We start from the raw sequence: 24,656 nt of genomic DNA on the forward strand, positions 1-24,656 counted from the left end.
GGCTCCTTATGGGCAATACAGTGTTTTTAATGTGGCGATCAGTGAATTCACGGCCGCATTTTTGATGGAGTACAGGATGCGCTGGGCATCGCGTTGGCTGTCTATCAGGCCCTCTTCACGCATACGCGCCAGATGCTGCGAAGTGGCGGAAGGACTCAGGCCGGTAACACGGGCTAATTCGCCCGCGCTGGTACCGGGTGAGCCGCAGAGCATGCACAAAATCAGCAACCTTTTCGGGTTACTCATCGCTTTTAGCAGGGCAGCAGCCTGCTCAGCGCTGGCCTGGAGTTGTTCAAGTTCAGTCATATGTATTTAAGTATATTCTAAATTAAGCTTATTCTAAAATAAACGGTCAACGTACGCCAGCGTAAAGAGCGTAAAGGAGGGTAAAACAGCAGGGGAAGGCTGGCAGAGTTAGGTACACTGACTATGCTTAGAGATAAAATCTCTTTTTAAACAATGAGTAACTTTTTGCTTGTATGGAGTGTGTATGGGTTTCTGGAGAATCGTTTTTACTATTATTCTGCCCCCGCTTGGCGTGCTGCTGGGGAAGGGGTTCGGCTGGGCATTTATCCTCAATATTGTTCTGACGCTGCTGGGCTACATCCCGGGTCTGATCCACGCCTTCTGGATACAAACGCGTAACTAATTACCTTTCTACTACGGCGCTCTGGCGCCGTTTTCTTTGCGCTCCTTTCTCCTCTGCTACACTTCCTGGTGTTGATTGTTAACTACCGAGGTGGATATGGGACTCTTTAATTTTGTAAAAGATGCGGGTGAAAAACTGTGGGATGCGGTTACTGGCAACCATGACACTGCCGATCTGGCAAAAAAGGTACAGGAACACCTGAACAAAACGGGCATCCCGGATGCGGATAAAGTGAACGTCCAAATTAACGAAGGTAAGGCCACCGTTTCTGGCGATGGATTAAGTCAGGAAGCGAAAGAAAAAATCCTGATTGCGATTGGTAATATCTCTGGTATTGCCAGCGTCGACGATCAGGTAAAAACTTCTGCGCCGGCGAGTGAAAGCCAGTTTTATACCGTAAAATCAGGAGATACCCTGAGCGCTATTGCCAAACAGGTATACGGTAACGCCAACCTGTATAACCAGATATTTGAAGCGAATAAACCGATGCTGAAAAGCCCGGATAAAATTTATCCAGGGCAGGTTTTGCGTATTCCAGAACAATAAGAAAGTTCAGGCTTATTGCGTCAGCAATTTGCCGGACATCGCTTGTTGAATAATCGGAATGGGCGTCAGCAGGTGCTGGCGCATTAATTCGCTGGCACGTGCGGCATCGCGTGCCAGAATTGCTTCGGTCAGGGTTTGGTGCTGATCGTGTTTATCTTCCAACATCTCCACCGACAGCACCGTTTTTCGCAGCCAGATAAACCGGTAGCGCGCCGCCAAATCGAATAGCCGTTCGCGCATTTGCAGCAGATACTGTGAACCGCAGCCAGCGACAATTGCCGAGTGAAAAGCCTGATGGCGCTGATCCCACTCGTCGAGCATCTGTTCACTGGCGTCAACGGCTTCAAGCTTGCCGAGCATATGCGCCCGCGCCAGAATTTCAGCTTCCCAGGCGTCGTCGCCGCGTTCAATGGCCAGCGCGACCAGCATGGCTTCCATATTGGCGCGGGCATCGAAAATATCGAGCAACTCCTGTTCGGACATTGGGGCGACACGATACCCTTTCTGATTGACCACCGTGACCAGCCGCTCGGCAACCAACTGCGAAAGCGCTTCGCGTAGCGGTCCCACGCCAAGCTCATAGCGTGAGGTCAGCAGGCTCATACGCAGTTTTTCATCAGGCTGATACACACCGCGGATGATGTCGTTTTTCAGCCAGCGGTATCCATCAATGGCCGTCGGTTGGGGAATGGCGGTCATGGTCTTACTCCTGAACGGTTTTCCCGGCCTGCGCCGGGAAAAGGTTTAATGCGTATTTTGCAACGGTGCTTTTTGCCACGATAGCAGTTTTTTCCAGCGTGACATAATGGGCACGGTGCAAATAATTCCTATGGCTAACAACCCGGTAGAGATAACTTCCAGCTGTTGAGCCGGGCGAAAGAGCATCACCACCAGCACAAAGATAATAAAGGCGATTACCAGCCAGGTAAGCCACGGATAGAGCCACATTTTCAGTTTAATTTCACCGCCTCGCGCCAGCAGGATTTTGCGCATCCGCAGTTGGGAAATTGCAATCACCAGATAAACCAGCAGGGCGATGGCGCCGGAGCTGTCGATCAGGAATTTGAACACCTTGGCCGGGGCGTAATAGTTGACCACCACGGTGAGGAACGCGGCGCCCGTAGACAGCAACACCGCCACATAAGGCGTTTTACTCCGGTTCGTTTTACCCATAAAGGCGGGAGCATCGCCACGACGGCTCAGGGAGTAAAGCATACGCGACGACGTATACAGCGCGGAGTTCAGACAACTGGTTACCGACAGCAATATGACACAGTCCATGATCAGCTTCGCGTGTGGGATATGCAGTAACTCCAGCACCGAGCGGTAAGAGCCCACCTCTTTCAGTCCCGGCATGTTCCACGGAATCAGCGCGACGACCACGAAAATAGAGCACAGATAAAAGATGGAGATACGCCAGATAACCGAGTTGGTGGCGCGGACGATGTGCTTATCCGGGGTGTCGGACTCGGCGGCGGCGATGGTAACAATCTCTGCGCCCATAAAGGAGAACATGGTGATTAGCATCGCGCTGATCACCGCGCCAAAACCGTTGGGCATGAAGCCGCCCTGATCCCACAGGCGCGAAACTCCGCTGACCTCGGCATAGGGATAGAAACCGCTAATCGCCACCGCGCCGAGAGTGATAAACGCCAGAATGGCAATCACTTTGCACAGCGCCAGCCAGAACTCGAACTCACCGTAATTTTTGACGCTCAGCAAATTACTGCCGGTTAATGCCAACGTGATAACCAGAGAAAACAGCCAGATAGGAATGCCTGGAACCCAGGAGTGCAGAATGATGGCGGCGATATTCGCTTCCAGCGGGATAACCAACACCCAGAACCACCAGTACAGCCAGCCGATGGTATAACCCGCCCACGGCCCGATGGCCTTATCGGCGTAGGTGGAAAAGGAACCGGTATCTGGGGTGGCAACGGCCATTTCGGCCAGCATGCGCATAATCATCACCACCAGCAATCCGGCGAACAGATAGGCCAGTAATACTGCGGGACCGGCTTCTGCAATCGCCACGCTTGAACCCACAAACAAACTTGCGCCGATAACCCCGGCAATAGACAGCATGGTGACGTGGCGTGATTTCAGCCCGCCCCCTAAATCATGTGATTGTGACACTTGCCCCATCTTTTAAACCTCTCGAAAGTATTTCACTTGGGAGAGCACCCCGGCATTCCCGCGCCGGGGCACGCGTATTTATTGTTATTGACCCTGTCTGCCGGATGGCGGCTCCGCCTTATCCGGCCTGAGGATTGCGTTTTTTATTGGTCGAATGCGGTGTTAACCCTGCTTCGCTTCGGCAAAACACTGAGCGATAATGTCCAGCCCCTGGCGGATTTGGGCATCTTCAATGGTCAGTGGGACAAGAATGCGCAGTACGTTGTAGTAAGGTCCGCAGGAGAGCAGGATCAGCCCTTTATCGCGCGCACGCGCGACGATTTCCGCGGTCAGTTTGGCGTCTGGTTTCGTGTGATCGCCGTCTTCAAACAGTTCGATTGCGATCATCGCTCCCAGCCCGCGTACATCGCCAATCTCGCGGTGGCTTTCCGCGATAGCCAGCAGGCCTTCGCGCAGGGTTTGCCCCAGGTCGTTGGCTTTTTGCAGCAGATTTTCCTGTTCGAAAATATTCAGTACCGCCAGCGCGGCGGCACAGGCAATCGGGTTACCGGCATAGGTACCGCCCAGACCGCCCGGTGGGATTGCGTCCATGACTTCGGCGCGCCCGGTCACTCCCGCCAGCGGGAAGCCACCGGCGATAGATTTGGCGAAGGTGGTGAGATCGGGCGCAACGCCCATCTGCTCCATAGCGAACAGCGTACCGGTACGGCCCGCGCCGCTCTGTACTTCATCGGCAATCAGCATGATGCCGTGCTCGTCACAAATGGCGCGCAGACGTTGCATAAAAGCAGGAGAGGCGGCGTAAAAACCACCTTCGCCCTGGACGGGCTCAATCACGATGGCGGCAACGTCTTCCGGAGCGGCATCATTTTTGAAGATACGGTGAATGCTGGCGATAGCATCGTCTTCACTGATGCCGTGCAGCGGGCAAGGATAAAGCGCACGGTACACGTGGCCCGGCATCAACCCCATTCCTGCAGAGTACGGGTTTACTTTCCCGGTCAGCGACAGGGTGTAGTGGGTTCGACCGTGGTAAGCACCGCTGAAGGCGATAGTGCCGGTTCGTTTGGTGGCAGCGCGGGCGATTTTCACCGCGTTTTCCACCGCTTCCGAGCCGGTTGTCACCAGCAGGGTTTTTTTGGCGAAATCGCCCGGCACTTTCTTATTCATGATTTCGCACAGCTCCAGGTACGGCTCATAGGCCAGCACCTGGAAACAGGTATGGGACAGCTTTTTCAACTGTGCTTCTACCGCAGAGACGATCTGCGGGTGCAGGTGGCCGGTGTTCAGCACCGCAATACCGCCAGCAAAATCGAGGAATTCACGGCCTTCAACGTCCCAGACTCGACAGTTTTCTGCACGCTCGGCAAAAATAGGGTGGATTTGTCCTACGCCACGGGGAACGGCGTTGCTGCGACGTTGCATAAGTTCTTTGTTGGTGCTCATCAGGTGTTCTCCAGTATTTATTTTATTAAAGGCCGATGCACATATATTTGATTTCTAAGTAGTCTTCGATGCCGTATTTCGATCCTTCACGGCCAAGACCGGAGGCTTTGATTCCCCCAAACGGGGCGACTTCGTTGGAGATAATGCCGGTGTTAATCCCGACAATGCCGTATTCCAGCGCTTCGCCAACGCGAAAGACGCGGCTCAAATCACGGGCGTAGAAATAGGCGGCCAGACCAAACTCAGTGTCATTAGCCTGAGCGATGACGTCAGCCTCGTCCTTAAACCGGAACAGCGGAGCCAGCGGGCCGAACGTCTCTTCTTTGGCGACCTTCGCGTTGTCAGGCACATCCACCAAAATGGTGGGCTGGAAGAAGTTGCCGCCGAGTGCGTGAGGTTTGCCACCCGCGATAATGCGCGCGCCTTTATCCAGAGCATCGGCGATGTGTTCCTGCACTTTGGCTACCGCTTTCTCGTCGATCAGCGGCCCGGTGGTGACGTCAGGCTGCAAACCATCACCGAGGTGCAGTTTGCTCACTGCCTGCTGGAGTTTTTCGGCAAAACGCTCATACACGCCGTCCTGCACGTACAGGCGGTTGGCGCAGACACAGGTTTGGCCAGCGTTACGGAACTTTGATGCCAGTGCGCCTTCCACGGCTTTATCAAGATCGGCATCGTCAAAGACGATAAACGGCGCATTGCCGCCCAGCTCCAGCGACACTTTTTTGATGTCTTTGGCGCACTGCTGCATTAACTGACGGCCAATTTCGGTTGAGCCGGTAAATGACAGCTTGCGTACCAGCGGGTTGCCAGTCAGCTCGTTGCCGACCGCGCTCGCTGAACCGGTCACCACACTGAAAACGCCTGCCGGGATCCCGGCTCGATTGGCAAGCTCTGCCAGCGCCAGTGCGGAGTAGGGGGTCTGGCTGGCCGGTTTAAGCACCATTGTGCAACCAGCCGCCAGCGCCGGACCGGCTTTGCGGGTAATCATCGCCGCGGGGAAGTTCCACGGCGTAATCGCGGCGGTAACGCCGATCGGCTGTTTGATGACGATTAGGCGTTTGTCGGCCTGGTGGCCGGGGATCGTATCGCCATAGATACGTTTGCCCTCTTCGGCAAACCACTCAATAAAGGAAGCGGCATAGGTGATTTCACCTTTGGCTTCTGCCAGCGGTTTACCCTGTTCCAGGGTCATCAGACGGGCGAGATCGTCCTGATGCTCAATCATCAGGTTGAACCAGCGGCGCAGGATGTTGGCCCGCTCTTTGGCGGTCAGCGCACGCCAGGCGGGCAGAGCGCGGTTAGCGGCGTTAATCGCTTCGCGGGTTTCATCCGCCCCCATTTTCGGTACGCTACCTAATTGCTGACCGTTGGCGGGGTTGGTCACCGCGATGGTCTCGCCGCTGTTGGCGTCACGCCAGTTGCCGTCGATCAGTGCCTGCTGGCGAAATAAGGTTGGATCGTTAAGTTGCATAATTGCGTCCTGTCTAAATCGTTTTAACGGGTGAATGCGGCGTGTAATGTTTCCACGCTACGTGCCGCACGCAGCGTGCGTCCGGGATTACTCTGGTTCTCCAGCAGCGCATGAACTTTGCTGACAATATGCGCGCCGATAGGGATCGCCGACGTTGCTGCCGGAGAAGGCGCGTTACAGGTGTGAATTGAGCGTGGCGTGGTGACAAACAGGAAATCGTCGATTAGCTTGCCGTCCGGTGATACAGCCTGTGCCCGCACGCCTGCAGGCCAGGGCTGCAGATCCTTGAGCGTCAGACTCGGGCAGTACTTTTGTACCAGCCGCAGATAACCGCTTTTGCACAGCGAATTCTTCATTTCGCCAAGTCCTGAGCGCAGGTTGTTTTGCAGCACGCGACGAATGCCGGAAGAGCTGAGGATCTCCAGCGTATCGCTGAGCGAGAAGTCGCGTTTACGGTAGCCTTCACGTTTAAATGCCAGTACCGCGTTGGGGCCCACGGTGACGCTGCCGTCAATCATCCGGGTCAGATGAACGCCGAGAAACGGCATCGCCGGGTCGGGGATGGGGTAGATCAGATGGTTGACTATCTGGTTATGTTCTGACGCCAGACGGAAATATTCGCCACGGAACGGACAGATGATAAAGCCGGGTTCAACGCCGAGCATTTTCACTAGTCGGTCCGCCATCAGGCCAGAGCAGCTAATCAGCGTCGCTCCCTCAAATTCCTGACCCTGACGGGTATGTACGACAACGCCCGCAGCGTGCTCTTTTAGCGCGCTGACCTCAGCGTTGTAGATAATCTCACCGCCTTTGGCCTGAAATATCTTCGCCATCGCGGCGGTGACTTCGCGGTAGCTGACGATCCCGCTCGACGGAACAAAAATACCGCCCAGCCCGGTGATGTTGGGTTCACGCTCGCGAAGCTCCTGCGCATTCAGCCATTCGCGCTCAAGGCCGTTAGCGGCGGTGCGATCCCACAGCGCGCGCATGCGCTCCATTTCCAGATCGGAGGTGGCAACCAGCATTTTTCCGCAGACGTCGTAGCGGATGCCGTTTTGGTCGCAAAAGGCTTTTGTGGCGCGATTTCCGGCCAGGCAAAACTGCGCCTTCAGGCTGCCGGGGGTGTAATAGACCCCGGCATGAATTACGCCGCTGTTGTGGCCCGTCTGGTGACAGGCCGGGCCGGACTCTTTTTCCAGCAGCGCGATTCTGGCGTCCGGATAGACATCAATCAGCTGCATGGCGGTCGACATGCCGATAATGCCGCCGCCAATAATCACAAAATCATACATCCGCTTTATTCCTTCGCGCTTACTGATGGGTCTGGTAGTGGTTTGTCGCATAAGCGAAATAACCACGCTGGCGCATCAGTTCGCGGCGCAGGTCAGGATGCGAGGTGAAGCGATCGCGACCGTGCAACCAGAACAGGTTGTTGATTAGCAGGAATTTACCGACTGAAACCGGAACGGAAATAATGGCCTTGCTGGTTTCCAACGCATCCGACAAATCGCTCAGCCAGACACCTTCTTCATAATCTTTTGGCTGGACGAACTGGTCGATGTAGCGCATCACCGGGCGGCCCTGCTGGTCAACGTCAAACACCGGATGGAACACTTCCTGGCTGACGTTTTTGCTTGGCGGTGCCGCAAAGCGCATGGCGCGACGTGCCAGCGGGTGGGTAAAGTACTGATCCAGATGTTCCCAGTCGTCGAGGTGCAGCAGCAGCGAGTTACCGCCGGTCATGTTCTGCTCGTCAATCTTCATCATCAGCACATAGTCGGTGATTTCTTCGAGGTAGGTTCCGTCGTTATGCAGCTCCATAACACGGTGCGGCTGGCGCAGATAGCTGTCTGAGTTATCAACGTTTTTCACCACAAAACGGGCATAGTATTGACCGCTCATCGCATCAAAATTGGAGCGCCCGATAAGATGCGCTACCGCCGTCGCCAGCTTGACCATCTCTTCAGCCTGTGCCACATCATCTACGCCAACAGCGTTGATCAGCAGTGCGCCTTCGGCACGATCGAGCAACGTTTTCAGCAGCAAAGGCTGCAACTGATTGCCGCACAGGTCGTCGAGGATCTTGCCCACTTTGAAGCGCAGGAAGGATTTATATTCCAGTGCCTGCACTGGCCACTGCGCTACGGCTTTCAGAAATTGCTCAGTGGTCTCAGCGGAAAAAGTCAGCTCCAGCAGGCGTGGGGACTGGGCTGATGGTTTCAACGTGAAACCGCTGTAGTGCTGGGCTGGATCATCAGCGTTCGGTTTTACGGCAGTCAGTGCGTTCATCAAATCGTTCCTCTCAGTAGATTGTCAGGGAGATATGGCGCAGCTCGTTTCGTAGCCATAAATTAAAAATATCTACATTTTTGAAAAACGCGCACAGAATGGGCTTGTTTGTTTATTATTTGTGATCAAAAGCAACAATTATTTAACATTATAAAAAGTAAGTATTTAGAGGCTGGATGGATAATGAGTGGCTATTTCAGGGGCTAACCCCCTGATTTTAAAGAAGAATATAAGGTGTATTAATGTTCAAGTGCGATGGCGCAGACGTGTTCAACATGAGTCAGATCGTGGTATAAGTCGGGCAAGGTCATCTTTTTACGTATTACGATTTTGAGATTAACCTCAATTTTGCCCTTCTTGATATCCCTGATCGTGATGTTTTCAATAATGTTTTTCTGTTGATGAATGCGGGTTATCAGATTTTCGAGAGCGTCGCGTTGATCAAGAATGACCCGCACTTTTACTTTTCCGGGAAACTGGTTTCTGGTCTGTAAGAAAATAATGAATGGGCTTAGTTTGATGGCGAGTAAAAATAAAGCCGTGGCAAAAAAAGCATGAAAATAAAAACCGGCTCCACAGGTGATTCCCACCCCTGCAGATGCCCAGACAATTGCTGCAGTAGTAAGACCAGAGATAGCATCGTCATGTCGGTGCAGAATGACTCCCGCACCGAGAAAACCAACGCCGCTGATAATCTGGGCCGCCAGGCGCATAGGATCGCTACGGATATTCATCGAAATTTCAGCATAGTATTCAGCAGATTGTATTGATACGACAGTTAACACGCAGCTGGCTACGGATAAAATAACGCAGGTTTTGAAGCCGACCGGTTTCCCTTTCGATTCCCTTTCCAGGCCAATAATGCCACCCAGAATAAATGCAATGCTGATTTTGATGATCGTAGTTAAAGGCAACAATCCTTGCTCATTGATGATGGCGGCCAGATTATTCATGCAATTACCTTAATGAGAGAGTCTTTAACGATCAGGAGTTTGCTTTTTTCAATGTGAGGTCCGTTTTGCGTTTGGAAATATCGTCCCGGAAGAAAATCAGGAAGAATACGCTGACCACTGCGGCAACGCCTGCTGAAACTAGCCAGAATGTTTCCCATTGTGGTAACGACTCTGGACCTTGTTCCGTCACGGTGTTATTAAAGATTTGCCCGCATACGGTAGAAGCAAATAGCAGACCAACGCCGTTGGAGACGATAAATCGCAAGCTTTGGGCTTGTGCTTTGATCTCTGGCGCGGCTTTACGGTCAACATAAATGTCGCCCACGGTAAAGAAAAAGTCCCAGCAGAATCCTTGTAACATCAGGCCGATCAGCACAAACATCATGTTGGCATCCAGCGAAGCATTAGCAAATAATAGTGTGCGGATAATCCAGCAAACGGCGCCTAACATTAGAGTTATTTTGAAGCCAGCTTTCAGTAAGAAAAATGACAGCAGGAACATGAAAATGACTTCACAGGCGATGCCAACCTGCATCATTGAAGCGGCGTTATCGAATCCAAGCGCTTTTAAAAAGACCGGGATATAGGCGGAATAAGCCGTTTTGGGGATCATCAGGACAAAAATACTGAGCATCAAAACTGAGAAACTACGGTCTTTGAAGAGCGCCAGAGCGTCCAGACATAACAGATCGCGAAGCGTAAACACGCTTCCTTTTGCTTTCGGTGGGGTGTTTGGCAACGTAAAACAGTACAGGCCGAGAACGACACCTGAGGCCGACGCAATATACCAGGTGATGGTATTTCCAGAATAACCCATTTCACCAATGATAAAGCCGATGACCATAAAGCCAAATGTGCCGAATACACGAATAAATGGGAAGTATTTTACCCCGTTAATGTGGCTGAAACTGATACTGTTAGCCAGCGCAGTTGTAGGATAAAACAGCAGACCAACCAGGAAAATCATGGTCAACGTCATACCTGTGTTGTGTGCCTCAATAAATTGTGGAACAAACAACAGTACACCAGCATTAATTAAATGCAGGATCGCCATGACTTTTTGTGACGAAAAGAAGCGGTCGGCGACCATGCCAATAAATAGCGGGGAAAGAATAGTCGCCAGGCCAAGCAAGGCATAGGATGAGCCAATAATTGTCGCCATACCATAGGTGCTCAATACCAGCCCCATGGTCATATTCCAGGCACCCTGCATGAAATATTGTATGAACATCATAATCAACAGGCGTGGTGTTTTATTAAGGTCCATATTGCATATCCTTATTGGTTGATGCTCAGGTTAAGCCCGTCCCAGGCGACAAGAATGTTTTCTTTGTCGCATGCCGCAATGAGATCGTCGTGCAGCAGACCTCCGCTGTGTGAAATATGCGAGACGATAAGTTGGCTATTTTTCTCAAGGCAACCCAGTTCCGCAAGCCTGTCTCTGGCGGCGAAGACTGTTTCCAGACTCATGTGGTTATTAGTACGATTATCACCATTAAAACCGTAGGTGCATTCCAGGACAGCCAGATCGATTTTTTTCCCTTTCAACCACTGCCATGTGAGCTCAGGAAACCAGCCTGAATCATGTCCGTAGAAAATGGACTGACCTTCCTTTTCGATAAACCAGGTATAACAAAGCTCCCACTTGGCATGGTTAGCCAGTAGTGGAGTGATGCGGTATCCGCGAGTTTCAACGGTCACGAAGGGAACCAGACAATGAAAAGCAAATCTTTCAGCGCTGTAGCCCGGTAACACTTGGGCGGCACCGTTAATTGCACGGTCATTACCAAAAATGTGCAACGGATGAGTAATCTCAAATCCGTACCCTTCCATCCGGCTAAAAAGATCGCCGACGTTGAAATGATCGGGGTGAGTATGTGTGAACAATAGCGATCTGATCTCTGTTGCGTCCAGGCCATCTCGCAGCAGTTGCTGGCTGAATTCAGGCGCGACGTCAATGAGCAGTTCATCGTCGATAATGGCTGAAGAGTGTGTGCGTAAGTCTTTGCCTTTACGAATGCGGGCTTGCTGGCAGTGCTCACAACGGCAAAAAGGATTGGGGATCCCTTCAGATGCAGCGGTTCCCAGAAAATGAATCTTCATGTTTCCCTCTTAATGACAAATGTGATTGTTGTTTTTTTAAGCGCTAATGTAATGAAACGTAATTGGAACGTGTCAATTATGATTCCAGCGTTTTATATGAACAATGATCTTTTGCTTTAGAAGTGATCCTCTTCAAATATTATAAAATTTATATATGTATTTCATTGTGTTAAGAATTTAATGTCATGAGTTTTGTCTATGGATAGCGTCAGGCTTTTATTTTGATATGCATTATAAAATGCACATTTTTGTTTTGTAACGTTCAAATTATTGTGCTGAAGATAGTTTCCTGATGAGTGCCGTGCTAGCATCAAAGCATCAGGGGAAGGATGTAAAAATGCCAACTATCAAAGACATAGCAAGAATTGCCGGTGTGTCGCATGGGACTGTTTCGAATGTGCTCAATGGCAGAGGGAATGTAAGCGTCGAGAAAATTGAAGCGGTTCAACGTGCAGCCCGAGAAGTTGGCTATCAGTTGAATGCGCAGGCGCAATCGTTGAGAGCCAGCAAAAGTCAGGGAGTGGCATTGATTCTGCCCGACATCAATGCCGAGCAGTATTTTCAACTCTATCGGGGATTGCATCAGGTCTGGCAGCCTTCATTAAGCGAACCGATTGACCTTTACCTGACCAATGATCTGCCCAATCTTGAGCTGGAGATCCTGCAAACGCTGGCGGCAAAGTCTTACCAGGCCATTGTCTCAGTCAGTTGCCTGAATGACAGTCAGCCCTATTACGACTTGCTCAGACTCTCTCCGGAGAATGTTCTGTTTGCCTATCGCCAGCCTGTCGGCGCAGTTTGTTATTTTAGCCTTGATTATGTGACTGCAGGCGAAGAAATAGCGAGAAGGGCGCTGGCACAGCAGCCGGGCCATATTGGCGTTTTCTGTGAACGTCTGGAATTTTCCCACAGCGCGCGCTTTACTCAGGCGATACAGGAAACCTGCCGGGAATTAAGTCCGCTTACAAAGCTGACGATTTTACCTGCACATGCCAGTGAAGCTAACACCGTCGCTTTTGACTTTTTTCGTGGGGCAATTCCAGATCTGTTTATTGTCCAGGACTCTGAGAGAACGCGAGCACTAACGCAAGCAGCCTGGTTTGGTAGCTCCCAGTCCTGCCCGCCGATATTGCAACTGAGTGATAATCTTCCTGCATCTTTCGACGGGATCACAAGCTACCAGATGGATTATGGTCGTTTGGGGACAACTATTGCCTCCAGTATTCGCCAGCCCAAAAGTAAAGAAAAGCATCGTATTCTGACGAATTGCGGTTTTTCCTGGAATGGTCAGTACGTGCCGCCGCCTGAGAAAGAGGCGACGCTGAATATGTTAATTTTACCGAGTCCTTCGACTGATGCGTTGAAGAAACTATTACCCCACTTTTATCGCCAGACCGGTATTAAGGTAAATCTTGCGGTTTATCCCTATGATGAAGTTTTTGAAATTCTCTCCCATCTTCATCTACATCCTTATTACGATTTACTGCGAATCGATATGGCGTGTTTTCCCTGGTTTGCAGAGAAAGCACTATTACCGCTGGAGTCCGTCTCTTCTGAGCTTCCGTTACTGCTGGAACACTTCTCTGAGCAAATTCAACAGCACTTCAGCATAGTAAATGGGACGGCATGGGCAATACCTTTTGATGCCAGTATGCAGCTTCTGTTTTATCGACGAGATCTGTTTGAAGATGCGACGATTAAACGGATGTTTTATGAAGCAACGGGAAAAGAGTTAACGCTTCCAGAGAGCTTTGCGCAATTTGATGAGATAGCGGCTTTCTTTAGTCAATTACATCAGCCAGAAAATAAACAGCGCCCGATGGGAACGGCGGTGACGCTAGGAAGCTCAGGGCTTATCGCTACTGAGTATCTGCTGCGTTACTACGCGCTCGGTGGGCGTTTGGTGCGTGAAGGCGAGCCGGTACAACTCGAGCCTTCACTTGCCACTGCTGCACTCGAACAATATCTACAACAACTTTCTATCGCCGTGAACCTGCCCGGAGAGTGGTGGAGTGACGCGGTAAAACAGTTTGAGCGTGGAAATCTTGCCATGCTGATCATGTATCTCAATTTGTTTAACGATGTGGCGCACACCGCCATAGCTCCCACAATTGGCTATGCGCCCGTTCCGGGGCAACTACCACAATTGGGTGGCGGCTCCATCGGAATGTCCCGCTACAGTAAAAAGAAAAAACAGGTTGAGCAGTTCTTTCATTGGCTCTATTCCGATGAAATTGCCCGGCATCTGGTTCTGCTGGGAGGGAATAGCGCCTGGTCTGGAATATGTCACGACCAAAACGTTCTCAATCTCTACCCGTGGTTTAATTTATTGAATGAAAAAGGTATGACGGGAATAAGGGAGTCTGAGGGAAGTAAAGGTGAACCTTTCAACCTGCGCCAGGCAGAGATTATTATCGGGCAAGGTGTGACGAATGCGATTAACGGCATTATGGATGTCACCCAGGCCGTGGAATATATCAATGCGCGAATAAGAAACGAAACGGGTGCCTGAAAATAGGCAGCGCCTCTTACTGATGACGTAAGAGGCGAGGTAATGCTTTGATCAGTAACCGACTTTATAAATGCGCCCGGTTTGAATGCCTTCCACGCTGCGGCGATAGGCATTGGCAACGGTAGCGGCGGGGACGCTTTCAAAGCCTGGGAAGAAACCATCGTATGCTTCGGCGGATTCACTGAGTACGGTTGGGCTTATCAGGTTTATGCGCTGACCACGACCTAGCTCACAGGCAGCAGCGCGCACAAATCCTTCCAGTCCGGCATTGATCGTTGCCGCATTCGCCCCTTGTGCGATGGGTTCATGGGCGATAATGCCGCTAATCAGCGTAATCGAGCCGCCATCATTGAGGAAATGTTGCCCGGTTAATGCCAGACGTATCTGGCCTAACAGCTTATCCTGTAATCCCTGATTAAAGTCCTCGTCGGTCATTGTCGACAGCGGGCCAAAGAACAGGTTGCCGGTGGCGGAAACGATCGCATCTATCCGACCGACTTTTTCAAACAATGCCCCGACACTCTCCTGCGAGGTGATATCGACCTGGTAATCTCCCCGCGTGCGACCTACGCGGATCACCTCATGTTTACGGCTTAACGTTTCTGTAACTGCGCGCCCCACTGTACCGCTGGCACCAATAATGACGATTTTCATAACCACCTCCAGAATAGTGTGAGCCACTATTCTTTAATGAAAATGAAATCGGATAAACTGGCTATAAGTTAGATGATTACTAACCAGAGGTTTGTAATATGGATAAGCTGCGCGGCATGGAAACGTTTATCGCCGTGGTGGAGAGCGGAAGCTTTACCTCCGCGGCAACTAGACTCGAGATGTCTGCGGTGATGGTGGGAAAATATATCACCCAACTGGAAGCACAGCTTGGCACGCGTCTGCTGGAGCGCAATACTCGCCGCCAGAGCCTGACTGATGCCGGGCGTGTCTATTTTGAAGAAGCCCGCCGCGTGCTGGAGCAGGTGTCGATAGCTGAGCGTTCGGTAGAGCATCTGCGGCTGGCCCCTGCGGGGACGCTGCGCATTAGCGCGCCTACTTCTTTTGGCGCTTGCGTTATCTCGCCGCTGGCCGCTGCGTTTTTACAGGCCTGGCCAGAGGTGCGCATTGAACTGGATCTGACCAACCGGATGGTTGATCTGGTGAATGAAGGCGTCGACCTGGCGATCCGTATTGGCGATATCCATCAGACTGATGTGGTGGCGAAATACCTGTGTCCTTACCGTATGGCGATCTGTGCATCAAAGGATTATCTTGCCCGTCATGGCACGCCCCTTACGCCTGCGGATCTGGTGGATCATCTGTGCCTGTCCCATACCGTGTGGACGGCTCGCAACGAATGGATACTGCCTGGCGTGACGGGCGAGGTCAGATGGAAGCGCGATGCGATCCTGCGCTGTAACGATGGTCATGGCCTGCGTATGGCGGCGGTAGCGGGGGCCGGACTGTTATTGCAACCGGAGGTGCTGCTGGCGCAAGAGTTGGCTACCGGGAAACTGATTCGGATACTGGAAAAGTTTACGCCGCAGCCGCGGCCTATTCATCTGCTGTGGCGACAAGATTTGCGTCCGCTGCCCAAGCTGACGCGGTTTGTTGAGCACGTACTCAGTGCCGTTCAGGAATTAAGATGAAAATGCCGGATAAGGCGCGTCAGCGCCGCTATCCGGCATATTATTAGCTGATATCCACCTGCGGTTTGCTGTTACGTTTACGAATCAGGCGTAGCACTGGCGGGACCACGATAACCACTACCGCCATCACCAGCAGCACTTTCGCCACGCCGCTGGCCCACAGAATATCCATATTACCGTTACTGATAGACAGCGCCCGACGCAGGTTCTGCTCCAGCATTTCCCCGAGAACGAAGCCTAAAATCAACGGCGACATCGGGAAGTGCATTTTGCGCAATATGTAGCCCAGCACGCCGAGGGCAACCATCAGCACCAGATCGAAAGTGGTGCTGTGGACGGCATACACGCCCACCGCGGAGACTGCCGCAATAGCCGGTACCAAAAACCACAAGGGGATGGTCAGCATACGGGTAAACAGGCCGATCAACGGGATGTTCATCACCAGCAGCATCACGTTAGCAATCAGCAGCGCCGCAATCAGCCCCCAAACGATATCCGGCTGTTCGGTGAACATGGCCGGACCCGGGGTGATATTGTACAGCGTCAGCGCGCCCATCATCACCGCCGTGGTGCCGGAGCCCGGTACGCCGAGCGTCAGCATCGGGATAAAGGAGCCACAGGCCGAGGCGTTGTTGGCGGCTTCGGGGGCCGCCACGCCGCGTATATCCCCTTTGCCGAAGCTGTCGCTATTGCCGCTGAGCTTTTTCTCGGTCATGTAGGTGATAGCACTGGCAATGGTTGCGCCCGCGCCAGGCAGGACGCCGACGAAAAAGCCAATCACCGATGAACGCAGGGTTGCGCCAACGCACTGCGCACCTTCTTTAGCGTTAAATAACATGCGGCCCGTTTTACGCACCAGCGTCTGGCCACTGCTGGTATGTTCCAGCATTAACAGTATTTCAGAGACTGAGAACAGCCCAATCACTACCACGATAAACTGCACACCGTCGGAGAGATGAACGCTGTCAAAGGTAAAGCGATAAACCCCGGTATTGGCGTCTACGCCAACGGTCGCAAGGCCGAGACCGATAAGCGCTGCCAGAAATGATTTCAGCGGGTTTTGCGCCATCATGCTGCCAAGGCAGGCAATGGCGAAAACCATTAAGGCAAAGTATTCCGCCGGACCGAAGGCCAGCGACCATTGGGCTAACGCCGGGGCAAACAGAATGATGCCGCCGATAGCGATAAGCGAACCAATGAAAGAGCTGACCGCCGAGATAGAGAGCGCAACGCCGCCGCGGCCTTGCTGCGCCATCGGGTAGCCATCCAGCGCGGTCATAATCGCCGCCGCATCGCCGGGAACATTCAGCAAGATGGAGGAGATACGTCCGCCGTATTCACAACCTATGTAGACCGTAGCCAGCAGGATCAGCGCAGATTCTGCAGGCAGATGCAAAGCGAAGGCCAGAGGCAGGAGGATCGCCACGCCGTTGATGGGTCCAAGACCAGGCAACAGCCCGACAATGGTACCGACAAAACAGCCAATCAGGGCGATGACCAGGTTTTCCGGCGTCATGGCCACCGCGAAACCCTGAGAAAGATAAATCCAGGTATCCATCGTTTCTCCGTTAACCCAGCCAGGCGCCGAGTGGTAAGGTGACGTCAAGCAGTCGGTCAAAGGCATACCACAGCAGAATGCCGAGTACCGCGCCGGAAATACCCGCAGCCGGAATCGTTGCGCCGAACAGCATGCCAATCACCACGGTGAGAATGGCGGTGGAGATGGGAAAACCGAGCCATTCGAAACCCCAGGCGTACATCAACAGAACAATCACCATCGTCAGCAGCTTTTGCAGCACGTGACGGCGGGGCCAACTGATGGTGTCGGGATGGCGCAACAGCAGCGCCACGGCGCATACCAGCATCAGGCTGATAATGCCAAGCGGAAAGGGACGCGGCCCAACCGGCTCATAGCTGTATTCGCTGGTGATTTGCCAGGCCACGAACAGCCCGGCTATGCAGAGCAACAGCCAGATACCTGCAAAAATACGATCGCTCATCATCTTTGCCTCTGCGCTTATTTCGCCAGACCGAAGGCTTTCGCCTGCTCACGGTAATCCGTGACCTGCTTTTTCACGTATTCGTCGAGCTGCTTACCGCTCATGTTGAATTCAAACAGGCCGCGCAGATCGCGCTGCTTTTTAAACTCATCGGTCTGCTGGAGTTTGTTAAAGGCATCAACCCACCACTGATACTCGGCGTCGCTGACTTTTGGTCCAACGTAGAAACCACGAATGATGGGCCACACGAGGTCATAACCCTGCTCTTTGGCGGTTGGCACGTTAGCTAACTGGCCTGGCAGACGTTGATCAGAGAACACGGCGAGCACGCGGATTTTGTCGCCGCTAAGATAAGGCACCATCTCGCTGAGATCGCCGGAAACCACCTGGACGTGATTCCCCATCAGCGCGGTGACCGGTTCGCCGCCGCCCTCAAAGGCCACATAGCGCATCTTGTGTGGATCGACGTTGGCTTTTTGCGCCAGCAGCGCCGACTTCATCCAGTCCTGACTACCGATAGAGGCGCCTGCGCCAATGACCACGCTGTTAGGATCTTTCTCCATAGCCGTCAGCAGATCTTTCAGCGTTTTCCATGGTGAGTCCTGGCGTACGGCAATCATGCCGTAGTCAGTGCCCACACTTGCCAGCCAGCGGACATCATCAACGCCGTAGCGACCAAACTTCCCTTGTGACAGGTTCAGCAGCGAGCCGCCGGAGAATGCCACTACGGTACCCGCTTCAGCCGGACGTTGCGCGACGATCGCGTTATAGGCCACGGCGCCAACGCCGCCGGGCATGTAGGTTACGCGCATCGGTTTTTCGATAGCGCCGGTTTCCATCATGCTCACTTGAATCAACTTACAGGTGAGATCGAAACCACCGCCAGGTTTAGCAGGGGCGATACATTCTGTGCGCGATGGCGCTTGTTCCGCCAGAACAGAGGTACTCATCAGTAAAATGCTTGCAGTAAGGGTACGAAGTAACTGTTTTTTCATTGTTTATCCTCACGCCGGAAAACCGGATTTTCGGGTACGGAAGAAGATTTTTGTGATTATGTGAGCCGATGTGTAGCAGTTCGGTTGCATGATTGTTAAAACATTAACCTTTCAATTCCCTTTCAATGCGGCAGAAACTTTACAGGATGTGATATGCGTCTCTTATTAGCGGAAGATAACCGTGAGTTAGCTCACTGGCTGGAGAAAGCGCTGGTGCAAAACGGTTTTGCCGTCGACTGCGTTTTTGATGGGCTGGCGGCCGACCATCTTTTACATAGCGAAACGTACGCGCTGGCGGTGCTGGATATCAATATGCCGGGACTGGATGGTCTTGACGTCGTTCAGCGCCTGCGCAAACGCGGGCAGACGCTTCCTGTTCTGCTGCTGACGGCGCGCAGCGCGGTGGCCGATCGGGTGAAAGGATTGAACGTCGGGGCCGATGATTATCTGGCAAAACCGTTTGAAATCGAGGAGCTGGATGCGCGGCTGAGGGCTTTGCTACGCCGCAGCGCGGGGCAGGTGCAGGGCATACAGCAACTGGGTGAACTGGCGTTTCACGATGAGGGCTATTTTCTGTTGCAGGGGCAGCCGCTGGCGCTCACGCCGCGCGAACAGGCATTGCTGACGGTGCTGATGTACCGTCGATTGCGACCGGTTTCGCGTCAGCAGTTGTTTGAACAGGTCTTCAGTCTAAACGATGAGGTCAGCCCCGAAAGCATTGAATTGTACATCCATCGTCTGCGTAAAAAGCTACAGGGAAGCGATGTGCGCATCGCCACGCTACGCGGGCTGGGCTATGTGCTGGAGCGTAGCGATGAAGTGGGTTAAACCCCAATCGTTGTACCTGCAACTGCTGATGTTTTTGGGTTTGCCGCTCATGTTGTTGTGGGGGCTGTCGGCATTTAACAGCTATGTCAGCGCGCTACAGGCGGCGACGCAGGCGTATGACCGGACGCTGCTCTCGTCTGCCAGAACCGTCTCCGAGCGACTGGTGGTGCACAACAAACAGCTGGAAGTGAATGTGCCGTGGGTGGTGCTGGACAGCTTTGAGCTGAATATGAACGACAGGTTGTATTACAAGGTGGTCGATCCGGCGGGGAAGGTTATCTCAGGTTATGACGATTTACCTGCGATGCCGCCTGCGACATCGCGTACGCGGCTTTATCCGGCGCTGGCGTGGTTTTATCACACTGAATATCGCGGGGAGGCAATTCGCGTGGCGCGTCTGCTGCAGCCCGTCAACGAGGGCGGCATTATCGGCATGGCCGAGATTTATGTCGCCGAAACGCTGCAATCGCGACGTTACCTGGCGCGACAGCTGCTGTTTTCCTCGTGGGTTTCGCAAGGGCTGCTGGTGCTGCTCACGCTGGTGCTGGTCGGCTGGCTGCTGCGTCGGGTGTTACGCCCGATGCGCCAGCTGTCATCGCTGATGGTGCGTCGCGAGCCTGGGCTGCTGACGCCGCTGCCGGAGCTGCTGCCGTGGTCGGAAACCCGTCTGTTGATTGTGGCATTCAACCGTTATCTGGACAGACTTCGCGGCCTGATCTCTCGCCAGGAACGCTTCAGCGCGGATGCTTCCCATCAGCTTAAAACGCCGCTGGCGGTGCTAAAAACTCAGGCGTCGGTGGCCCTCGCCAGCCAGCAGCCGCAGCAATGGTATGAGAGTCTGCAAGCCATGAGCTCCACGCTGGACAACACCATTCAACTGACGGAAAGGCTGTTACAGCTGTCGGCTGTGAAGCGCAAAGAGCAAGGAGAAAGGCACTTCTCGCCGGTTAATTTGTATGAGGTGGTGCAAAGCAGTTGTTTCACGCGACTGGCGCAGGCGCGCAGTAAAGGGATCGATCTGGGCTATGAAGGGGAACAGGATGCGGTGTGGATTGAGGGCGATGAAGTCCTGCTTGGCGAACTGTGCGGGAATCTGCTGGATAACGCACTAAAATACACGCCGCCGCATGGTGTGGTAACCGCCCGTCTGCTGCGAAAAGGAGAGGCGGTGGTGCTGGTGGTTGAAGATAGCGGGCCGGGTATCGATGAGCAGATGGTGCACCAGGCGCTGCTACCGTTTCATCGCCTTGATAACGTCGGTAATGTCCCTGGCGCCGGGATAGGCCTGGCGCTGGTCAACGACATTGCTCGTCTGCACCGCACGCACCCTCAGCTATCACGGAGTGAAACATTAGGCGGGTTAAGCGTACGACTGCGGTTTTTATGCCTGGTGCGAGACGCGCAGGACGATCAGCATCGTCCTGCGCCTGTTATTTAAAGGTCACCGTTGCATTGACAGGGATACTAAATGTGCCGGGTTGGGGAGGATTCTTCAGCCAGAACAGGGTTGCCATGAACTCTTTGCGTCGGCTGTCGCTCTGGTTGGTAAACGCGCTGCTGGCAAAATCGATACGGTTGCCGCTGATAATGTCCCCGGAGCCGGGGTGTGCAGCATCCTGGAGCGTAACGCCGATATCTGGCGTCCCCTGACCGGTAAAAACTGCGCCGCTGTTGCTTGTGGTGCCGGTAAAGGTTACCGCGTAGTTGATGCCGCGACATTCATGCTTCCCGGCGGCTTCTGCGGCAATAACGGCAAACTGTTTACTGTGGCTGTTATCTTTTCCCACTTTTGCTTCGGTAATGCTGATCCTGCCAAACTCGATGGTATCCGTTCCTTTGTCAGAGCTGATAGAGACGATCGGTTCGCAGTTGATATAACTGATGTTATTCAGGCCATTAAGCGCGGGGCCAAAGTTTTTTGCCGGATTGCTGGTGGAGCAATGCGAACCGCAGGCGTTAATGCTGCCAATACCGTCGACGACAAAAACTTTGTTGATGGTGCGACCGGCCAGCGCAGGCAAAGGATCCGGGAGTTTTCCGGTAGCGACCAGACTGAGGTTAAAGGTGAAAGAAAATGTTTGTGGGCGCGCCTGGCAGTCACTGGTATGGCTGTGGTTATTACTCCTGCAGTAGTTGTCTGAACCTGCTCGGGGCAACGTTGCCTGATATTGGGTGGTGACGGCCTGGGCGCTTTGATCGTAGGGGCGACCATCAATGCTCACCACCAGTTTCATATTGGTTCCCTGCAGAAAATGCGCAAACTCATGATCAGGGTCGATGTAGATTCTGGCGGCTTCGCCGTGGGGCATATAGTCTGTGTCGCGGCAAGTGACGCTAACGGTTTGTGGATTGGACACCCAAACGGTGTCCCCAGCGGTGGTACTGTTGCTGATTTTAATGGGATCAACGTGTACGGAGACGCTGTTTGCTGTACAGGTAACCGCATAGCTTGCACTACTGAATATCGGCAAACAAAGCAGCACCACGAGTTTAACTATTTTTAACGGATTCATTGATTGCACCTTACGAGCCGACGCACTGGGCGGTAATTTGTGTATATCCGATTCTCTTCACCGGCTGGTTATGGTTATCCGGCATTTGAATAAAGCAGTGTTCATTTGCGTGGGAGCCCCAGCGCACTTCCAGGCGAGAATTGTCCTCCACGCCGCTGGCATACAGTGCGCCATGCATACCGACCAGACCGTGGCTACGACCTTTGGTATCTCGTACGTTCGCGCCGACCGGGGGGGCAATATTGCCGGGCATGACGGCATTGACCAGATAGTTGCGGCCGCTGAAGGTTTCAAACACCACTTTGCCGATGGCTTTCTCTGTTGGAACAATTTTTTTCTGTGCCTGCGGAATATCCAGCCCGGCACCAATATCAGCGGTATTCAGACTCACCACGTTGTAATGCCATGCGTCTGCGGCGGTAAGGACCGCATAGCCGTTACCGTCAATTGCCACGCCATTTTGTTGCTGGATATGGACACCGTCGGCATTTTTGGCTTCGACCAACACCATGGTATCGCCAGGAGAGTGCATGAGCGTCACGCCGCCTGCGTGCAGCATTGCCCCGCCGCTGATGCCCATATTCATATTCTGGTAGTTGCGTCCTGCGCTGTAGCCCCCCTGAACATTCATCTTGTCACCTTGCCAGGCGGCGTTAACCCCGGCAGAGGAATCCTGTCGATCGGTGGTACTGCCCTGAACGCCCCAGCTCAGACGATCGTCAAATGCTGTATTGCTGTAGCTGGTGGAGTAGCTGTCGCCATTCTGCTGGCTATGCATGATGTTGGTGGAGACAAAGCCGCGGCTATCCATGAAATCGAATGGAATGGAAAGCGTCAGGTTGATACTGCGGTCCTGGTAGTCGTACTGGTTACGGGTATCCTGTACATAAACGCTCCAGTTGATTTTCTCCAGTGTATCGTTGTAACCCAGCTGTATCGTGCGGTCGTGACTCCCGTTGTGCCAGTAGTTTTGCTGGCTGGCGCTGACGTAAAGAGAGGCGTTATCCCACAAACGCTGGTTAACAGAGACCTCAAAACGTTGGCGGCGATTATTGTAGTTAGTGGTGTAGTAATGCTTTTTGTTGTGCTCTTCGCCAGGAAAACGCAGCTGTTGATTCGGGTCGTCATAGGCGATGTCGTAATAGCCCGAGGACCAACTGTTATGCTCGTTAATGGTGTCGCTAAAGCTGTAATAACCGGAGGTATTGTAGCGGTAGCCTACCAGACGGAAATCCGTACCGTACTGGTTCAGCGATTTGGAGTATAAGAAACGATAACTTTGTCCTGTGGACGCATCTCCACTGGCGAGCTGCGCTCTGGCGGTAGTGATATCGAAAGAGATCGCGCCGAACTGGTGCAGATCCTGAGCGATCCCGGTGGCAATCGCATTATAGCTTTCTGCGGTCAGGAAACCACCGTACAACGTGGAGCCAAAGCTGAGACCATAACTCAATGTGCCTTGAACAAAGCGGGGCCGCCAGCCGCCGCTGTAACCGTCGCGGTATTCCCCTGCCGTAAACTGAAAGCGGTTGTTACCTGCACGCAGCATGTTCGGGACCGCTGAATAAGGCACAGTGAAATTACGCCGACTGCCATCGGCTTCAATAACGCTGACGTTCAGGTCGCCGCTTTGGTTGCTGGGGTTGATATCGTCAATGTCAAACGCGCCTGGCGCGACGTTTTTACTGTAAATCAGATAGCCATTTTGACGGATTTCGATTGTGGCATTGCTATTGGCGACGCCGCGAACGACTGGCGCAAAATCGCGTTGGCTATCAGGCAACATGTTTTCATCGCTGGTGAGCTGTGCCCCGGTAAACTGGATGCTGTCAAATACATCGTCGTCCGTATAGGTTTGCCCGAAGCGCAAGCGGCTACGCAGCGCAATAATATTACGTTCCACCCACGTGGAAACCGCCTGCCATTGACGGCCTGAACCGCTGGCATAGCTGAAAGTAGACTGGTTACGAAAATGCCATCCCGCCAGGTTTATACCGTTGGCAAAACTGGCAAAAACAGAGTCATGATCCTGGCCCTGTTCAATCAGGTGCGTCGTATTGGCGTTGTAGCCGACAAAAGCGGCATTAATCCCATCGTCATAGGCAGATTCAGGCACGGCGTCATGCGCAGTCGAAAGCAGAAAAGCTTCTGGTACTGAAATATCAATGCGCTGGTAGTTTGCATCTGCCGTCAGGCGACTGTTTGCGATCAGCGCCGTGAGCTCCACGCAGGTATCGGCGTTACCTTCGGGGATTTTAATCCCGTATTTGCGCAGATCGTCCGCGCTCAGGCAAGGTTGCGGCTTGCCTTGTGGTTTACGTCTTTTAAAGTCAACATTGCGCGTTTCGACGAAGCTATGGTCAAGATATATATCGTATTCAAACGTGCCTTCGCTAAGTCCGTCATTACGGGCTATTTGCACTACGGAGGTAATATTTTGCGTACCATGTACAAAACGGGTATTAAACTGCGGCGTGCTGCTGGCGTATGCAGGTATGCACACGGCCAGCGTTGACAGCGTAAAGAGGGTGTACCGTTGCGGGTGCTTATTTTTTTTCATCATGTGCAA

22 protein-coding genes are annotated in these 24,656 nt (G+C 52.9%); 6 read left to right on the forward strand and 16 right to left on the reverse strand.

Annotated elements, in window-relative coordinates; genetic code table 11:
- Positions 1 to 6 precede the first annotated feature (6 nt).
- Positions 7 to 306 carry an ArsR/SmtB family transcription factor gene (locus tag OGW44_RS12965; protein ID WP_016154139.1) on the reverse strand — a complete coding sequence of 100 codons (300 nt, stop codon included), beginning with the start codon at positions 304 to 306 and terminating at the stop codon, positions 7 to 9.
- 184 nt (positions 307 to 490) lie between these two features.
- On the opposite strand from OGW44_RS12965, the gene OGW44_RS12970 reads away from it, so the two are divergent.
- Both OGW44_RS12970 and lysM read left to right on the forward strand, forming a co-directional pair.
- The gene (locus tag OGW44_RS12970) at positions 491 to 649 is read left to right on the forward strand and encodes a YqaE/Pmp3 family membrane protein (protein WP_003037242.1); all 159 of its coding nucleotides are present in this window, start codon (positions 491 to 493) and stop codon (positions 647 to 649) included.
- Between the two features lie 96 nt (positions 650 to 745).
- The gene (lysM, locus tag OGW44_RS12975) at positions 746 to 1,195 is read left to right on the forward strand and encodes a peptidoglycan-binding protein LysM (RefSeq protein ID WP_016154138.1); all 450 of its coding nucleotides are present in this window, start codon (positions 746 to 748) and stop codon (positions 1,193 to 1,195) included.
- 12 nt (positions 1,196 to 1,207) lie between these two features.
- Here the strand turns inward: lysM and csiR are convergent, their stop codons facing one another.
- The 9 genes from csiR to OGW44_RS13020 all read right to left on the reverse strand — a co-directional run bounded on the left by csiR (position 1,208) and on the right by OGW44_RS13020 (position 11,596).
- Entirely contained in the window at positions 1,208 to 1,894 is a 687-nt protein-coding gene (gene csiR, locus OGW44_RS12980; protein WP_049270954.1) for a DNA-binding transcriptional regulator CsiR, read from the reverse strand.
- Between the two features lie 45 nt (positions 1,895 to 1,939).
- Complete coding sequence (gene gabP / locus OGW44_RS12985; RefSeq protein WP_016154136.1) at positions 1,940 to 3,340, reverse strand: GABA permease; 1,401 nt, start codon at positions 3,338 to 3,340, stop codon at positions 1,940 to 1,942.
- A gap of 153 nt (positions 3,341 to 3,493) precedes the next feature.
- Positions 3,494 to 4,777: a 4-aminobutyrate--2-oxoglutarate transaminase gene (gene gabT, locus OGW44_RS12990; protein ID WP_019077521.1), complete on the reverse strand. Its 1,284-nt coding sequence runs from the start codon at positions 4,775 to 4,777 to the stop codon at positions 3,494 to 3,496.
- A 25-nt stretch (positions 4,778 to 4,802) separates the two neighbouring features.
- The gene (gabD, locus tag OGW44_RS12995; protein ID WP_016157290.1) at positions 4,803 to 6,251 is read right to left on the reverse strand and encodes an NADP-dependent succinate-semialdehyde dehydrogenase; all 1,449 of its coding nucleotides are present in this window, start codon (positions 6,249 to 6,251) and stop codon (positions 4,803 to 4,805) included.
- Between the two features lie 23 nt (positions 6,252 to 6,274).
- Positions 6,275 to 7,543, reverse strand: coding sequence for an L-2-hydroxyglutarate dehydrogenase (gene lhgD, locus OGW44_RS13000; RefSeq protein WP_103766766.1), 1,269 nt, complete (start codon positions 7,541 to 7,543; stop codon positions 6,275 to 6,277).
- Positions 7,544 to 7,562: 19 nt separating this feature from the next.
- On the reverse strand, positions 7,563 to 8,540 hold the full coding sequence (gene glaH / locus OGW44_RS13005; protein ID WP_016154132.1) for a glutarate dioxygenase GlaH: 978 nt from the start codon (positions 8,538 to 8,540) through the stop codon (positions 7,563 to 7,565).
- Between the two features lie 239 nt (positions 8,541 to 8,779).
- Positions 8,780 to 9,493, reverse strand: coding sequence for an MgtC/SapB family protein (locus OGW44_RS13010; protein WP_016157288.1), 714 nt, complete (start codon positions 9,491 to 9,493; stop codon positions 8,780 to 8,782).
- Positions 9,494 to 9,524: 31 nt separating this feature from the next.
- Positions 9,525 to 10,760 (reverse strand): MFS transporter, encoded by a 1,236-nt coding sequence (locus OGW44_RS13015; protein WP_016157287.1) that lies wholly within the window; start codon positions 10,758 to 10,760, stop codon positions 9,525 to 9,527.
- Between the two features lie 11 nt (positions 10,761 to 10,771).
- Entirely contained in the window at positions 10,772 to 11,596 is an 825-nt protein-coding gene (locus OGW44_RS13020) for an MBL fold metallo-hydrolase (protein ID WP_016157286.1), read from the reverse strand.
- Positions 11,597 to 11,933: 337 nt separating this feature from the next.
- On the opposite strand from OGW44_RS13020, the gene OGW44_RS13025 reads away from it, so the two are divergent.
- A complete protein-coding gene (locus OGW44_RS13025) occupies positions 11,934 to 14,108 on the forward strand; it encodes an extracellular solute-binding protein (RefSeq protein WP_049270958.1) in 2,175 nt (724 codons plus the stop codon).
- A gap of 51 nt (positions 14,109 to 14,159) precedes the next feature.
- Here the strand turns inward: OGW44_RS13025 and OGW44_RS13030 are convergent, their stop codons facing one another.
- Positions 14,160 to 14,762, reverse strand: a complete 603-nt coding sequence (locus tag OGW44_RS13030; RefSeq protein WP_181627037.1) for a short chain dehydrogenase — start codon at positions 14,760 to 14,762, stop codon at positions 14,160 to 14,162.
- Between the two features lie 98 nt (positions 14,763 to 14,860).
- Between OGW44_RS13030 and OGW44_RS13035 the strand changes: the two genes are divergently transcribed.
- A complete protein-coding gene (locus tag OGW44_RS13035; protein WP_016154130.1) occupies positions 14,861 to 15,751 on the forward strand; it encodes a LysR substrate-binding domain-containing protein in 891 nt (296 codons plus the stop codon).
- A 43-nt stretch (positions 15,752 to 15,794) separates the two neighbouring features.
- Here the strand turns inward: OGW44_RS13035 and OGW44_RS13040 are convergent, their stop codons facing one another.
- From OGW44_RS13040 to OGW44_RS13050, 3 genes are read right to left on the reverse strand one after another with little or no spacing between them, the layout of a single operon-like run.
- Positions 15,795 to 17,309, reverse strand: a complete 1,515-nt coding sequence (locus OGW44_RS13040) for a tripartite tricarboxylate transporter permease (protein ID WP_181547593.1) — start codon at positions 17,307 to 17,309, stop codon at positions 15,795 to 15,797.
- A 10-nt stretch (positions 17,310 to 17,319) separates the two neighbouring features.
- Complete coding sequence (locus tag OGW44_RS13045) at positions 17,320 to 17,754, reverse strand: tripartite tricarboxylate transporter TctB family protein (protein ID WP_016154128.1); 435 nt, start codon at positions 17,752 to 17,754, stop codon at positions 17,320 to 17,322.
- A gap of 14 nt (positions 17,755 to 17,768) precedes the next feature.
- Positions 17,769 to 18,746, reverse strand: coding sequence for a Bug family tripartite tricarboxylate transporter substrate binding protein (locus OGW44_RS13050; protein ID WP_016154127.1), 978 nt, complete (start codon positions 18,744 to 18,746; stop codon positions 17,769 to 17,771).
- A gap of 153 nt (positions 18,747 to 18,899) precedes the next feature.
- Here OGW44_RS13050 and tctD point away from each other — a divergent pair, with 153 nt between their 5' ends.
- Together tctD and OGW44_RS13060 are read left to right on the forward strand one after the other, a co-directional pair.
- Positions 18,900 to 19,574 (forward strand): transcriptional regulator TctD, encoded by a 675-nt coding sequence (tctD, locus tag OGW44_RS13055; RefSeq protein ID WP_016157281.1) that lies wholly within the window; start codon positions 18,900 to 18,902, stop codon positions 19,572 to 19,574.
- A complete protein-coding gene (locus OGW44_RS13060; RefSeq protein ID WP_016154125.1) occupies positions 19,561 to 21,012 on the forward strand; it encodes a sensor histidine kinase in 1,452 nt (483 codons plus the stop codon). Before tctD ends, OGW44_RS13060 begins: the two co-directional genes overlap by 14 nt.
- Here OGW44_RS13060 and OGW44_RS13065 read toward each other — a convergent pair.
- Together OGW44_RS13065 and OGW44_RS13070 are read right to left on the reverse strand one after the other, a co-directional pair.
- The gene (locus tag OGW44_RS13065; RefSeq protein ID WP_185654485.1) at positions 21,005 to 22,087 is read right to left on the reverse strand and encodes a fimbrial protein; all 1,083 of its coding nucleotides are present in this window, start codon (positions 22,085 to 22,087) and stop codon (positions 21,005 to 21,007) included. The two genes, OGW44_RS13060 and OGW44_RS13065, sit on opposite strands and share 8 nt — an antisense overlap.
- 10 nt (positions 22,088 to 22,097) lie before the next feature.
- Positions 22,098 to 24,650 (reverse strand): fimbria/pilus outer membrane usher protein, encoded by a 2,553-nt coding sequence (locus OGW44_RS13070; RefSeq protein ID WP_185654486.1) that lies wholly within the window; start codon positions 24,648 to 24,650, stop codon positions 22,098 to 22,100.
- Between the last annotated feature and the right edge of the window lie 6 nt (positions 24,651 to 24,656).

This window comes from Citrobacter sp. Cb023, from assembly GCF_030336805.1.
GTDB classification, from domain to species: Bacteria; Pseudomonadota; Gammaproteobacteria; order Enterobacterales; family Enterobacteriaceae; genus Citrobacter; species Citrobacter braakii.